The sequence below is a fragment of the Cellulophaga baltica genome (genome assembly GCF_900102165.1).
Classification (GTDB): domain Bacteria; phylum Bacteroidota; class Bacteroidia; order Flavobacteriales; family Flavobacteriaceae; genus Cellulophaga; species Cellulophaga baltica.
The window spans coordinates 39,278-55,823 of record NZ_FNBD01000017.1 but is presented as its reverse complement, the minus strand read 5'-3'; the positions used below and the strand labels follow the sequence as shown (position 1 = coordinate 55,823).

Below are 16,546 nucleotides of genomic sequence, written 5' to 3'. Positions count from 1 at the left end.
AATTTCTGAACGTCCTCCACTTACGGTAATACGAACATAGATCGATAACTTATTCGATGTACTTCTTGATTTTCTTGTGAAGAAAATAACGGAAAAAGTGCTGTTTGTCTGCATTTTTAAAGGTTTTAGTTTGACATTATTTTGAAAAAACGAAAGTCAAATTGCTTTTAAATGCTCCTTAAATTTACGACAATTAGGCTTAAAGTGTGCACACCTAATTGCACACCTTTTATCTGTTATTCTTTGATATCATCTGATACCCTTAAAAACGAAAAACACTGTTAATCATACGATTAACAGTGTTTTAATACAACCTATCTCTAGGTTCGTCGGGGTGGCAGGATTCGAACCTGCGACCTCCGCGTCCCAAACGCGGCGCGATAACCGGGCTACGCTACACCCCGAAAATGATGTCTTAAACATCCTTATTTTCGGACTGCAAATATACAACAATACTTAACATAACAAGCTATAAAAACAAAAAAAAGACATCTATTTCTAGATGTCTTTTTTATTCCTATAAATTAAGGCTTATCTGTATAAGGTAAAATGACCTACATACTGTTGTTTATCAGCATCATTTGCATTGACTACATACCAGTAATCTCCAGTTGGTAACTCATTGCCTTCATACATTCCGTCCCAAGATTTAACTTGATCAAGAACGGCCACTACTCTACCATATCGATCATAAATTTTCACATCAATATATGGGAAGTATTCACGATTAGTAGGTGCCCATGTATCTCCTTCACCGTCACCATTTGGAGTAAAGAAATTAGGGATATCTACCATTGAATCAAAGTTGAATGGTATTTTCACTAAGGCAACACAACCTCTTTCATCTTCTACACGAACATCTACAGTAGCATCTACAATAAGGTTAAATGTATTGTCTGCACCCTGAGATTGCCCTTGGAAAGAATACTCATAGTTTCCATATCCACCAGTGGCAACAGCTGTAATTTCATCTGGTCCTGTCTTCGTAACCGATAAGGTTAATGGCATGTACGCATCAATAGTGAAACTTACTTGATCCATACAACCATTACTATGATAAATGTATACCGTATGATCTCCTGCTGGTAAATCTCCAAAGGTTCTTGTACTTGTAGCTAGGGTCATATCATCTACATCTAAACTAAATAACAATTCTGATATAATAGAGGTATCTGTCATTTCTACAGTGACGGTACTGTTCGGGAAAATACCTTCACAACCGTATTGTGGGATAGCTTCTGATTCTAAATTAACACCCAGCCCAACATTTACGACTCTCTCTGTTGTACAGTTATTGAAATCACGAACATATATAGTGTATGATTCTCCCCCTTGTAAATTAGGGAATATCAAGTCGTCATTTCTCACAAATCCTTCTGTTGGATCTGCAGGGTCTGGTAAAGGAATATTTATACCTTCTATTCTTGTTTCATAATACTGAGCAAAAGTAAGTGCATCTGTAAAAGGCGTACCTCCTGTGATAGTTAATCTAGCTTCTCCATCATAGGCATTTAAACATATTTCTGGTTGTGTTACCACATCTGAAATAGCTAACTGCTCAGGTTCCGTAATTGGTGACACTAATACTAACTCACCACATCCTTGCGTATCTTGAATTAAGATTTCATAATCAGATCCTGCTGCTAAATTCTCAAAAGTATATACTCCAGGGTTTGCTGGATCACTAAAGAACTCATTAAAGTTAGGATTGATAGCAAATTGTAATAAGCCTTCACCACCACTAAGTACCTCAACAGTTATGGTTCCGTTATCATCCCCATTACACAATACATTGGTCGTCGTAATAGTATAGACGATAGCTTCCGGTCTTCTAATTACTAATGGTCCTTCAACATCATAACAGGTAAGTCCGCTTACCACAGCAATGTAGTACGTACCATCTGCTAAGCCTTCAAAAGTACCATCGGTTTGTGCCGCTCTAACTACGGTTGCCGCTGGATCAGGATTAAACCCTGTGTATGGTGATCCTAATGGCGTTGGGTCTCCTAAGTATAAAGTATACATTTCATTACCCACACCTCCAGAAGAGAATGATTCTATTCTACCATCATTTTCTGTCGCACAAGAAATATCATCTGGTAAGTTTGCTACTAAATCAATTGCCTGAGCATCTACCAAAGTAATTCCTTCAGATCGTAAACTTGTACAAGCTCCTGCTCCACCAACTTTACGCACATCATATTGATAGAAACCTTGACCGCCATCAATTAGAACAGACGTTCCTGACATTGGAATAAAAGGATCTGTTGCTAAGGCATCAATAGAGCGATATTCATACGTAAATCCTGCTTGAGGGTTTTCTACACTTAACCTCATTTGACCATCGCCACCACAACCAGGTGCGGTCACTTGAACTAATTTAGGATCCAATGGTGGTGGTGCCACTACATAATAAGGGATAGATACACCCACACATGCATAGCTAGAAGAAACTTCTATAGCGTACCATCCTTCACTTATAAATCCGCCAGCAACACCGTCAAATGTTGGAGTATCTTGTAAACCACTTCTAGAACTTATATCTGTATTATCATCACTATTTAAGTACAACAATTGATATTTATAGCCTGCTCCAGGAACACCACCACTAGCACCAGCCGTAGCGGTTACACTATCTCCTGTAGTGGTATCATAAGCCTCTAAAACAGCATCATTACCATCAGGACAAACTAAACCTTGCGGCTCTCTAATTCCTACAACAATAGGATCAATTGGGTTTAAAGTGGTATCAAAGAAATTAGAACATAACTCTACATCTTGTATTTCTACGCGATAATCGCCGCTAGATAAATTTTCAAATTCATTAGCCAAACCATAAGGGACAACTTCTGTATAATTAACGCCCCCAACAACTACAGTTCCCGCAGCATCTTCTCTCAATAATCTATAGTTATAAGGTGATGAATCCCATCCACCTTGGCCTGTAGATACAATTTTACCCGTGTTATTCTCGCAACTTACATTGTCTATTTCTACAGATGGCACTTGTAAAGCTCCGTTTGGTGTACGAATATTAGTAACATTACTATCATCAATACATTTAGGAACATCTAATGCTCTAACCCTTACATAGAAATTTCCACCTGGTAAACCAGTAATACGCGCATCCTCGCCTGTTACAGCATCTGGGAAATTAGCCGTATCAAAAGTACCTGTTGTTATTGGAGTCGACTGTGTTAAATCGTCACTTCTATATACTGTATACTCATATACTCCTGTATAGTTTATGACACTTATGAATAGTTCTCCATTAGAATCTCCGAAACATTGTACTGGTTTTGCTTCAGAAATTGTTGCAAGTGGATTTATTGGATCCACCACATCATGTCTTGGCATTGGATATAAACATCCGGTAACATTATCACGTACTACAAATAAGTACTCACCAGCTGCAGGTAAATTAATATCTACAAATTGATTTCCTCCTGAGTTTGTAACATCTGCTACAGCTACTGCCGAAGTTGTTTCTATCGTAAAGTCCGTAGTACCTGTTATGGTAATTCTTACCGTTTCAGGATCCTCACAATTTAAAGGAGACTGTACAGTTAAAACACTTTGCACTTCAGACGGTGGTGCTATCGCTGGTAGCGTAAATTCATCTCTACACCCGTTACCGTCTATGGCATACACGGTAATTACTTGTGGAGATCCATTATCAATAATTTCAAAAGTATTTGAATCTTGGTAATTTTCATACCCCGAAATACTGTATTGATATCCACTCCCTACTGTACCTACACTTACAATATTTACTGTAATTACAGAAGAACTAAAACGGTTGGCACCAATTTCACAGGTAAAATCTGTGTTGGATGCTGTTATTTCAAATACATCTGGATTTGTTATCGTAAATACGCTAGAAAGTACACTACAGTTTCGCTCTGTCAATACCTCAACTTGGTACGTACCTTCGCTAAGACCATTGAATACTCCAGAATTATTTCTAGTAACTTCCGCAGCTGTAGCTGTATTTCTTAAAATATAATCAATAGGCCCGTCTACATCTGTTCCTGATTGTAAAATAATGGTAATGCTACCATCATTAGCGCCACTACAACTAATATCATCTGAAAACTGACTATCAATTAATGGAGGAACAGCGATATCTAAATTTACAGGCACTAAAGTGGTACACAAACGGGTACCATCTCCAACAATATCATCTGTAATTAACACTCGATATTCTCCTGGACTTTGATTTACAAAAATTCCTGTTGCGTTTACTGGAACGCCACCAATAGGATTTCCAAGATCATCTTGTAATTCAAAAGTAAAATTACCACTACCTCCATTGGTTGTTATTTCAATCGTACCATCGTTATTATTACATAATGGTATAGCAGTAAACTCACCTGTTCCTGATAAGAACTCATAAACATCTGCAGTACCTACACCCGTACATCCATTAGCATCTACAACACTAATAGGATAAGAACCTGGCGTATTTACCGTATAATGTGCTTCCCATACATTATCTGTAGCATTGAATACGCCAAACTGACTTTCTCCATTTAAGGTAAAGTTTGGTGCATCTGTAGCTGCCGGCATAGTCACTGTAATATCAAATGATGAAGCTGTTGCTGCACACTGATTATTTACAATTGCTATTGGTGCTGGTAATGGTGGTTGTAATAAGATGATATCTTCGGATACGTTAAACGTACATCCTCTAGAATCAATCACCCAAATATCATAAGCAATACCGGCTAAACTACCTGGTAATACTGCCGTATTGGCGGTCGTAAAGTCATCTGAAGTATCACCTGGAGTTAATGTTCCATCTTTATCTGGAGTAGTTCCTGCAGGTACAAATGCGTAACTATAAGGTCCGCCTGCACCGCCACTACCACGCACAGTCAATTGACCTAAGGCGTTACAGTTTGCTGGTATATTGGAAACAATATCAAGATTAGGCATGTTTAATATAACATCTATAATCGTGGCATCTGTACACGTATCAGCATCGGTTACCCGTATGGTATATCTGCCTGGCGCAATATCAAAAGCTCCGGAATATGAAGATCCTACTCCACCAGTTAATCCTGTTTGAGCATCTGTTTGTAAAACAGTATCTGTCAATGGATCTATTAAATCTATCGTAATATTAGGTCCTGTAAATTCGGTTACTGTAAATTCTGTTCTACCATTCCCTGCATCATCACAAAATGCCGTAGGCGATGTTGCTACAATATCTAAAGGTGTTGGTCCTGCAATAGGAGGAATTTCTTCAAAATAAATACATCCCGTAGCTGTATCTGTAATTTCTACAATATAGGTAACTCCAAATTGCATTCCGTTAAATGTATGTCTCCTTGGAGGCACATTTGGAGCAACTGGTGCAGCGGTATCACTAGCCAATCGGATTAAGAATGGTCCTGTTCCTCCAATAATTGTTACCGTATTAGAAAAACCTGCTACATTACATACAGGAGTAGGAACAGGATCGGGCACCACAGAAACATCTAATTGTTCTATGGTTACCGCATCTACATCACTACAGCCTAAAGCATCTACGGTTCTAACCGTGTAATCTCCGGCAACTAATAATGGATCTGAAATTGTTTCCACCGTACTTGTTGTTGGTCCTACTCTTAAAATTTCTACTCCAAAACTATTATAAACAATATAGGTAAACTCTGGAGTACCATTAGTTACACCGGTAATTTCAATAGTTCCTGAACTAACTCCCGCCGGGCTACAAGTAGTATTGGTTGCCGTTACCGTTGCTTCTGGAGCAGCACTAATTGCTGTTGGAATGGTTACTGAGTTTCCTAAAGTAACACAACCTCTTGCATCACGTACGGTATAATCATACGTACTTCCTGCAGTTAATCCTGTATATACAGTTTGAGATGTATATGTTCCTGTGTTTCCAAAATCAATTTCAAAAGGAGGTATTCCACTTGTGGCATCAGGAATAATTTGTACTCCTCCACTATTTGGATCCCCACAACTTGCTGGTATTACCGAATCAGTTGCTATAATATTTGCAGGATCTTCTACCTCTAAAGGCTCAGAAACCGCAATACAACCTTCATTATCTGATACTCTAAAGATATAATCTCCTCCTGCTGTTACAGGATATAAGAATGAATTTGAAGTAAATGGTTGGAAGGCTCCAAAAGTAGCTCCATTATCAGCACTCACTTGGTATTGCTTTGGCGATGCATTAGATAAATAGCCATTAGAAATATTCACGCGGATTTCTCCTGGCGCTCCTCCACAAGGAATCTCCGTTTCTACAGCAATGCTCACTCTTAATTGTGCATTGATGGTAAGCTGTACGGTACCTGTACAGTTATTGGCATCTCTTACTTCAAAAGTATGCGTACCTGGAGTTAAGTTTGCAAAACTTGGACTCGCTTGATAGGTGCCATTATTAATTCTATATTCATAACTACCTCCTCCTCCAGTAGCTGCTACGGTAGCAGAAGCTCCGGCAACAGGCTCATAACATAAACTTGAAGATGCTATAGAAATAGTTGGAGAAGTAAGTGGTGTTAATTGAAATTCAAATGTAGTAGTACAACCTTCTGCATCTTCTACAGATAAAATATAAGGTGTAGTTGGCGTTGATGCCTGCGTTAAATTACCAAAGGTTCTATTAGACGTTGGTCCTGTTATTGCGCCATTCGGACTTTCTAAAGTATATCTATAGCTACCCCACCCCCCTGTAGTATTTGCTACTACACGGCCTATATTACCATTAGCACAACTCATGGCTGTTACTGTTGGTGTTAAGGTAATTGCTGCAGATTCTTCTACAGTTACTGAAGCGGTATCTGTACAACCTGTATCACCATCTGTAACGGTAATCGTATACGTACCTGCGCCTCTAGATGAAATATCTACTTGCGCATCACTTTGTAGAGCACTAACAGGTTCTGCATTTATTTGGTAAGTATAATTAGTACTAAATCCATCAATAATAAATGCGCCACTACCATCACTAGCACCATTACACACTTTTAGATCTCCTCCTGCTTTTGCACGTGCTCTAATTGAGCTGATAACTACTGGAGTAAAACTTTCTGTATAAATACACCCGTTAGCATCTGTAATTCTAAACGTATACGTTGTAGACGTACTTAACCCTGTGAACGTATTACTACCTCCATTATTTACAGTACTAGGACTTATAATACTATAATTGGTTATAGCTACACCACTCGTAGGTGTTAATTGAAGATCTGTTGTTCCAGAAGCACAATTAATATTACTTTGAAGAAAATCTAAATTTGTTGGTGGATCTACTTGATCTATTACAATTGGCGTCAGTTCTAATCTACAACCACTGTTATCTCTTATGATAGGTGTATACGTTCCTGCTGCTAAGTCAGAATAGAGTTGTGTTGTGGTAAAATTAACACCATCTACACTATATTCATATCCGCTACCAGAACCGCCACCTGCTGCTCCAAATTGAATGCTACCGCCGTCGGTGCCTCCTATTCCATCACACGTTTCATCTCCTAATTTTGTTGCTGTTCCCGTAATACTAGCATCACTTGTTACGGATACTGAGGGTAAAGTCATAGTACAAGAAAAGCTTCCCTGCTCATACCTAACTTCTAAGTTATTATAAGTACCATCTACTACTGAAATTTGAGTAGAAGCTACCCAAGGATCTGTTGTTTGCGTTCTAAAAGACAAATTATATCCTTTAGCATCGGTGACATTGAAATTTATTTTAGCCCCGCCATTGGTACAAGTACCATCTACACCTGAAGCCGAAACCACAGGTGGGGTTAATTCTTTTACGTTTGCTGAAGCCGTTATGGTACAGCCATTGCTATCTGTAATTAAAAAATTGTAATCACCCGAAGCCGTAACCGTATAGGTGGTCTGTCCTGTATATGACGGACTCACTGTGGCGCCACCATTTACAGTAAATGTGTAAGGTGATGCACCACCTGAAGTACGCACAATTACATCTACACTCGTAATATCTGCACAACCAAAGCTACTATTTACTTCAGTAGAGGCTGACAAAGCAACCAAACCATCTCCAATAACAATAGGATTTCCGCTAGTGTCCAAATCTTGTCTAGGAGCAGAAATACCATTGGCGATATCTGCTTTACATTGTTGTGTTTCTACTTGCACACTATAAGTACCAAAACCTACCGCAGCGAAATTATAAGTATCACTCGCAATAAACGACGTAAATTCTTGTGGAATTCCACTACTATCTAATAAGGTATATTTATAAGGACCAGGAACATCGTTTACCTGAACCGAAATACTACCATTTTCTCCAAAACATTGAGCATCACCCACCGTAACATCAATATCTATTTCTCTAGATTCTATTTCTATTGGCTCGTATGGATACTCACAGGTATTTGGCGTATTTTTTAATCTAGCCTTAACGGTATAAATACCTGGTGTTAAATCATCAAAGATTGCCCCTTGCCATGCGCCAAAACCACCACCATCATTAATGGCATACTCATAGGCACTAGATAAATTAGTTACTTGTATTCTACCTGCAACGCCACAAATATAATCGCGCTTTACATATGTTTGACTAATGGTACTTTTCTTTACCTTAATATAGTATGGAGTACCTCCATTAACACTTACTCTAAATTCTGCTCCTGTACCTGCTGGGATTGAATTTGGATCTATCGTTAATGTAGCTCCCGATCCTGCTGACGCCCATGATCCTGAACAGGTATAAGTAGGACATTGCACATCTGCATTAAAACTAGAACAAGACCCTACCGTTAAGCGTTCCCAAGAATATGAACCATACGGCTGGTCTAATACAATTACACGCGTATCAAAATTACCGCATAAATTAAAACGTGCTAAAGTAGCTCCGTCATTTGAACAGGTTACGGTTTCATCTGCATTTGCTACGACGGTTGCAAAGAAAGGTGCTGCTGCGAGAGCATTTCCTGTTTGTTCAGAATTAAGTTGTGATTGATTCTGGTCTTGAGCTTCCTTTTTAGTAAAACTTTCTTCAATAGAAGAAACTATATCCGCAGAGAATTCACCGATATAGTTAAAAATTTTGGTCTCAGCCAATATTGAAGAGAAAACGAAAAAGAAAACAAGTAGTACTAAAAAGTACCAAGATTTTCTTGATTTTTTGGATAGCATAGTTACGTAGGTTATTTGTGAAAATTGTAAGACTTGGGATCAACAATAATCGTATGTGTAATAGTTTATACTTAATATTTCTGTTTTTCTTTAAAATGAACTTTAATTCCTTATATATAGCTTAAACGCCAAGGTATGAAAAATAGTATTATTCAATGCTATTTTATCGATGTAACGCTACGTATCAGTATGCTACAAAGCCAGTAAACAAGGCCTAAAATCGAAAAAAACCTATGCAGCAGCTAAGGTCGTTTATCGATGAAACACTTATTTCATTGGGTAGACTAGCACTCGCTAGCGGTAGATAAACCGTTTAGTACGTTCAAAAGGACTTTTTAAGTTCAAAATCTTAAAAAATGAAATTTTCTACACTATTTAGCTTGGTCCATTAGGATAACTAGATGTCCTGATTATGAAAATGACTGTGCTAATAGACACGAAAGACAGCTACTTGTAGGGTAAGAAGCTTTGAATAGATAATTAGGATATTGGAAGAAGAGTTACAAACAAAAAACGTTCATAAACATGTTTTATCAAATATAATAAAACAACTTTATGAACGTCTATGAAATAACTTAAGGATTTTAATCTCTGCACCTGAAATACAGCAATTCACGTAAATTATTTTACTTTATAAGCCTCTGTAGCATCATGAACAGAGCCATGTATTTTAAGTAGTTTTTCTGCTTCCTCATATGAAATAGCTAATGCTTCCACTAGGTATCTTGTACCTCTATCTACTAGCTTGTCATTACTTAGTTGCATGTTTACCATTTTATTTCCACGCACTCGACCAATTTTAATCATCAATGCTGTAGAAATCATATTTAGCACTAATTTCTGAGAGGTACCACTTTTCATTCGGGTACTTCCCGTTACAAACTCTGGCCCAACATTAACCGCTATAGGAATTTCTGCCGCTTCCACTAAGGGAGAACCTGGATTGTTTGTTATACAAGCGGTCAAGATACCATTAGCTCTGGCTTCATAAATACCACCTATAACATAGGGTGTAGTTCCTGAGGCTGCAATACCTACTAAAACATCGTCTTTCGTAATTTCATGTTCTTTAAGGTCTAACCATGCTTGCTCTGCATTATCTTCCGCATTTTCTACGGCTTTACGAATAGCAATATCACCACCCGCAATAATACCCACAACCCTTTCATGGGGCATACCAAATGTTGGGGGTATTTCTGAGGCATCCAATATCCCTAATCTTCCGCTGGTACCTGCTCCTATATAAAATAAGCGCCCACCTTTTTCAAAACGCAAGGCAAGTTCATCTACTAATTTGATTATTGCAGGAATAACTAAATGAACAGCAGCAGCTACTTTTTGATCTTCTCGGTTAATATTCTCTAATAATGATTGAGTATCCATTTGCTCCAAATTATCATAATTTGAAGCTGTTTCTGTAATTTTTTTATAATTCATAGGTTTATAACAAACGAATGTCTTGTTTTCTAAAATTGTCTAATAAAGTATGTTTGGGGTCAATCTCTGTAATCATTGTGTTAATCGCATTAATCTCACACGTTTTATACCGATGTTTAGAATTTAGTTTTTCTGATATCAGCAAAAGTACAGTTTTCTTTGAAGCTTTTATGATTGCTTTTTTTACTTGCACGCTTTCTAGGTCAAATTCTGTTAAACCATAATCTACAGCTACATAACCGGTACCAATAAAACTATAATCTAAGGTAATTTCCGATAACTGATGAATAGCACTCGCTCCAATAGCTAATTGAGATTCTTTTGATAACCTTCCACCGATAAATAATACATCTACCCCCTTCTTAGTTAACAGTTCCATGGCTACAGCGAGGCTTGTAGTAAAACACGTAAGCTCTAATTTATTAGGGATAGCCTTAGCGAGTTCCAAACAAGTAGTTCCTCCATGAATAAGAATAGTACTTCCTGAACTTATCAAGGACAAGGCCTTTTTTGCTATTATTATTTTATCCTCTTGAGCATAAATATTTTTGTTAGTGGTGGCATAATTAGTAAACCCCAATGCGATAGCGCCCCCATGAACTTTTTTTAACTGCTCCTCTGCATCTAGTTCTTTTACATCTCTTCGAATGGTATCAATAGAGACTCCTAATTGTTCTGCAATATCTGTAAGCAGCACACGATTGTGCAGCGCTACTTCATTAAGAATAAACTTGTGACGTTCTTCTTTTAACATGTTAATTAATGGTTTTAATCTGTGAAAAGATACGACAAATATAAATACAATTTTGCTGTTTTATGCAATTAAAATTAATTTAAAATAAAAAACAGCAAAAAACAGCAAATTCAATTTTTTTGTTTAATTTTGGGTGACACGCTAATAAAATATATTTTAACAAAGACAATTAAAGCCCGACAAATTATGCCTGCAACACCCGAAAAAGATACTGACCTTATCAAATTTGAAAAAATCAATACAATAATCCATGACAGCTCTGAAGATGCCTCTTTATATGTTTCCAAAGAGATTATCAATCTTATCAAAGAAAGGCAAAAAGAAGGCAAAACTGTTGTACTAGGACTAGCTACTGGTTCTACGCCTACCAAAGTTTATGACTACTTAGTACAAGCTCACAAAGAAGACGGTCTGAGTTTTAGTAATGTAATTACGTTTAATTTAGATGAGTATTTCCCGATGCATGCAGATTCTATTCACAGCTATGTGCGTTTCATGAATGAGCATTTATTTGATCATATTGATATTAAAAAAGAAAATGTTCATATACCAGACGGAACCAAAACTTTAGAAAATGTAAAAGCGTTTTGTGAAGCTTATGAAGAAAAAATCGAAAAATCTGGCGGAATAGATATTCAAATATTAGGAATTGGGAGAACAGGACACATAGGATTTAATGAACCGGGCTCCTCTCTCTCTAGTAAAACACGTGTAGTTAGATTAGATAGAGTTACTCTATTAGATGCTGCAAGTGATTTTTTTGGGTTAGAAAATGTACCTTCTAAAGCCATAACTATGGGTGTGGGTACCATTATGGCCGCAAGAAGAATTATATTAATGGCCTGGGGAGAAGGAAAAGCACAGATTATAAAGCAAGCTGTGGAAGGAGAAATTAGAGAATCTATTCCTGCAACATTCTTACAGCAACACGGTAATTGTGATTTTATTTTAGACAGCGCTGCAGCATCTGCACTTACCAGAATGCACAATCCATGGTTGGTGAGTGAGTGTACATGGACCGATGATTTAATTAAGAAAGCAACCATCTGGCTTTCTGAGAAATTAGACAAAGCTATCCTGAAACTCACCAACGAAGATTATAGTGAACACGGCATGGGAAGTTTGGTGGCTGATATAGGCTCCGCAGAAAATATTAACCTAAAAGTATTCAACACTTTACAAAGCACCATAACCGGTTGGCCTGGTGGCAAACCAAATGCTGACGATAGTAATAGACCAGAACGTAAAGATCCTTACCCAAAAACTTCGTTAATCTTCAGTCCACACCCAGATGATGATGTTATCTCTATGGGAGGAACATTATTACGTTTGGTCGATCAAGGTCATCATGTACATGTAGCCTACCAAACGTCGGGAAACATAGCTGTTTTTGATGATGAAGTAATTCGTTTTCTTGATTTTGCCCTAGAAGTACAGCCAGAGAACAAAGAACTACAAGTACAGTTTGATAAAATAAGAGGCTTTCTAAAAAATAAAAAGCCAGGAGAAATTGACAGCCCAGAAATACAACGTATAAAAGGACTCATTAGAAAAGGTGAGGCACTATCTGCTTGCAGATACTGTGGTGTTCTTGAAGAAAATGCACATTTTCAAAATCTTCCCTTTTACGAAACAGGAACCGTAAAGAAAAAACCACATTCTCAAGAAGACATTCAACTAACTTACGATTTACTAAATAAAATAAAGCCTACTCAAGTTTTTGCCGCTGGAGATTTATCTGATCCCCATGGTACACATAGAGTATGTCTAAAGGTTGTTTTTGAAGCCCTTTCTCAACTTAAGAAAGATAAAGTAGAATGGATTAACGATTGTTTCCTGTGGTTATATCGTGGAGCGTGGCAAGAATGGGATATTGCTGATATGGAGATGACTATTCCTATTGGTCCCAAAGACATGCAGCGTAAAAAGAATGCCATTTTCAAACATCAATCTCAAAAAGATGCAGCCATGTTCCCTGGAAATGATGAACGCGAATTCTGGCAACGTGCCGAACAAAGAAATAAAGAAACCGCAAGAAAATATAATGCCTTAGGCCTTGCAGAATATGAAGCCATGGAAAGCTTTGTTCGCTATAAATTTTAATATTAACTAACTAACTCACTTTTATGATGAAAAAAATGCAACTCGTATTCTCATTTTTTCTGATGCTCTTATTTGCTCAAGGCCTGCTTGCGCAAACTACCGTAGTATCAGGTACAGTAAATGCTTCCGATGGGGTTCCGCTGCCGGGAGCAAGTATTATAGTTAAAGGTACCGCTATCGGTGGTGTATCAGATTTTGATGGTAATTTCAGCTTGTCTATACCAAATGCTACTGCTACAACCTTAGTCGTGAGCTACATTGGCTATAAATCCAAAGAAATAGCATTAAAGGGATTAAACCAGAACTTAATTATTGTCTTGACCGAAGATGCCAACTCATTAGATGAAGTAGTTATTGTTGGTTCTTCCGTTTCTCAATCAAGAAAAAAATTAGGTAATGCTATTACTACCGTAAAATCTGTTGCACTTGTTAAAGCGGCTCCTGTTAATATTACATCTTCTCTACAAGGTAAAGTTCCTGGAGCTCAAATCACTCAAAATTCTGGTGATCCTTCAGGTGGTTTTTCTATTCGATTAAGAGGTCCTAGCACTATTAAGGGATCTTCTGAACCTTTATATGTTATAGATGGTGTTATTACGAGCAATTTAACCACTAATGTTACCAATCTAAATGTTAGTGCTGGTGATGCTCAGCCTGGACAAAATAGAATGGTAGATATCAATCCAAACGATATTGAAAATATCAATATTTTAAATGGTGCTGCCGCCGCCGCTATTTACGGTTCAAGAGCCTCTAACGGAGTGGTCGTTATAACCACCAAGAAGGGTGGTAATTTTGAAGATGGTCCAGACCTATTTTACAAATCTACCTTTAGCGTCAATACCCTTAGAAAAAAATTAGATCTAAATTTACAAGGAGAACAGTTTGAAACAGTAGCAAATAGCGCCTTATCAGGGCGTTTATGGCCTATTTTTGGATTTGACCCCGGCACAGGAGAATTAACGACATACAGTAATTTATCCACGAATAAATTTGATGTAACTCGTTATGATTACCAAGATGAAATTTTTCAGACCGGGATAGGAACGGATAATTATTTCTCCATGAGAGACGGAAATGACACCATGAATTATAGTGCTTCTGTTGGTTATTTAAGTAATGAAGGAATCATTAAAAATACAGAATTTAACAGATTCTCTGCACGTGTAAATTTTAATCATGCTGTTACAGATTGGTTATCTTATGGTGTTGGTTTGTATTATGCTAATAGTAGATCTGATGAAAAACCAGATGGAAACGTTTTTTGGAGTCCTATAAATGCTATGAACATTACAAATAACATTTATGATATTACACAAAGAGATAGCAATGGTAACTTATTAGCCGTAGAACCTACAAGAGTTAATCCGCTTTCTATTATAGAAACTTTTGACATCACGCAGAATGTAAATCACTTTATTCCAAATGCACACGTAAAAATTACGCCCTTTGAAAATTTTACAATTGATCAAATTATAGGCATAGATACCTACAATCAAAAAGGAGATATCTATATTCCTAGCTACCCATATGCCGATGTGAACCCTGCCTATTTTGACCAAGGATTTATCAGTACTGCTGAAGCTAAAGTCTTTAACTGGAATTACGATATTAATGCTACCTACGATTTTGATTTTAATGAAAAATTAAATTCAAATACTACTGCAGGTTATAGTTTTCAAGCAAGTAAATTAGAGTTTGATGCCACTCAAGGTCGCGATTTAGATGCAAACAACATTCCTACTGTTGATCTTCAAACCCAACCAATAGATACCAATTTAGACATCTTTGGTTTCTACTTACAAGAAACAGTATCGTATGATGACAAATTATTCCTTACCGTAGCAGGACGAGTAGATGGTGCTACTAATTTTGATAAAGATAACCGCTTCAATTTTTACCCGAAAGTATCGGGGTCTTATGTGCTTTCAAGAGAACCTTTTTGGAATACAGAGGGTGCTGTAAATTCAGCTAGATTAAGACTATCATACGGTGAAGCTGGTAACCTAACGGCTATATCACCTTATGAAAGATTCGGAAGTTATAGTTCAAATGACTTTCTTGGAGAAACTACTTTAGCGCAAAATAGCAGATTAGGAAATGAAAATTTAAAGCCAGAAAGAACTAAAGAATTTGAAGTAGGAACAGACCTTAGTTTTTTTAATAATAGAGCCTCTGTATTATTTACCTTTTATAGACAAAATATAGAAGATTTGATTGTAAGTAGAATCTTATCTCCTTCTATTGGTGGTTCAACTAGAACTGAGAATGTAGGAACTATGCGCAATAACGGTATTGAATTTTACACGAGTATTACTCCTATCAAAACAGATCATTTACAATGGGATTTAAATTTCAATTTCAGCAGTAACAAGAACAAAGTACTTTCTACGATTGGAGGAGATATTACGGTTGCAAGTGTTACTGGAGCGACGCCTATTGTTAGAGAAGGTGAAGCACTTGGTGTTTTCTATGGCACTTATTATGCAAAAGATGAAAGTGGCAATTTAATTTTATCAGGGACGTCTAAAACAGGAGCTCCAGAAGGTGTACCACAAGTAGAACGTGGTGATTTAGCTACTGGAGTAGCGCAACGAGACGCCAACGGCCAACCTACAGGTGAAGTACTTAGAAAAGTTATTGGAGATCCTAATCCTGATTATATTTTAGGCATTGGAACCGATTTAACGTACAAGCAATTTTCATTCTCAATGTTATGGGAATCTGTTCAAGGTTCTGATGTTTTTGATGCTGATAAAAGAACTAGACAAGGTGTGGGCTTAGGAAGCTTAGCACAACAAGAGCTATCTGGAGAATTACCTAGAGGCTATATCGCAGGTATTTATCCTATTGAAGAATTTAGAATAGAAGATGGTTCTTTTGTAAAATTAAGAGAAGTGTCTATTAGTTACGATTTAGGATCTATTCTTAATGATAGCTTAAAAAATGTAAAAGTATCTCTTATTGGTAGAAACTTAATTTCTATTGATAACTTCTTTAGTTATGATCCTGAAACTAATGCTGGTGGTCAATCTAATTTATTAAGATCTGTAAACTTCGGGAATGTTCCAATTCCTAGTACTTTTTCTTTGTCTCTTAGCACTAACTTTTAAACCAATAAGT

General features: G+C 37.1%; 5 protein-coding genes and 1 tRNA gene. 2 read left to right on the top strand and 4 right to left on the bottom strand.

The features are described from left to right. Positions 1–329: 329 nt before the first annotated feature. The 4 genes from BLQ19_RS19305 to BLQ19_RS19290 form a co-directional block, all read right to left on the bottom strand. A tRNA-Pro gene (locus BLQ19_RS19305) sits at positions 330–404 on the bottom strand. Between the two features lie 127 nt (positions 405–531). Beyond that, positions 532–9,054, bottom strand: coding sequence for a T9SS type B sorting domain-containing protein (locus BLQ19_RS19300; protein WP_254788446.1), 8,523 nt, complete (start codon positions 9,052–9,054; stop codon positions 532–534). A 696-nt stretch (positions 9,055–9,750) separates the two neighbouring features. Then, positions 9,751–10,566 carry an N-acetylmuramic acid 6-phosphate etherase gene (gene murQ / locus BLQ19_RS19295; RefSeq protein WP_074539425.1) on the bottom strand — a complete coding sequence of 272 codons (816 nt, stop codon included), beginning with the start codon at positions 10,564–10,566 and terminating at the stop codon, positions 9,751–9,753. A gap of 4 nt (positions 10,567–10,570) precedes the next feature. Further along, a complete protein-coding gene (locus BLQ19_RS19290; RefSeq protein ID WP_024480457.1) occupies positions 10,571–11,320 on the bottom strand; it encodes a DeoR/GlpR family DNA-binding transcription regulator in 750 nt (249 codons plus the stop codon). 168 nt (positions 11,321–11,488) lie between these two features. Between BLQ19_RS19290 and nagB the strand changes: the two genes are divergently transcribed. Together nagB and BLQ19_RS19280 are read left to right on the top strand one after the other, a co-directional pair. Then, positions 11,489–13,423: a glucosamine-6-phosphate deaminase gene (nagB, locus tag BLQ19_RS19285; protein WP_302846557.1), complete on the top strand. Its 1,935-nt coding sequence runs from the start codon at positions 11,489–11,491 to the stop codon at positions 13,421–13,423. Between the two features lie 23 nt (positions 13,424–13,446). Continuing rightward, on the top strand, positions 13,447–16,536 hold the full coding sequence (locus tag BLQ19_RS19280; RefSeq protein WP_074539423.1) for a SusC/RagA family TonB-linked outer membrane protein: 3,090 nt from the start codon (positions 13,447–13,449) through the stop codon (positions 16,534–16,536). Positions 16,537–16,546 lie beyond the last annotated feature (10 nt).

Excerpts from the sequence above, each read along its gene's own strand:
- BLQ19_RS19290 (WP_024480457.1), bottom strand. The coding sequence starts at position 11,320 with ATGTTAAAAGAAGAACGTCACAAGTTTATTCTTAATGAAGTAGCGCTG.
- BLQ19_RS19280 (WP_074539423.1), top strand. The coding sequence starts at position 13,447 with ATGATGAAAAAAATGCAACTCGTATTCTCATTTTTTCTGATGCTCTTA.
- murQ (WP_074539425.1), bottom strand. The coding sequence starts at position 10,566 with ATGAATTATAAAAAAATTACAGAAACAGCTTCAAATTATGATAATTTG.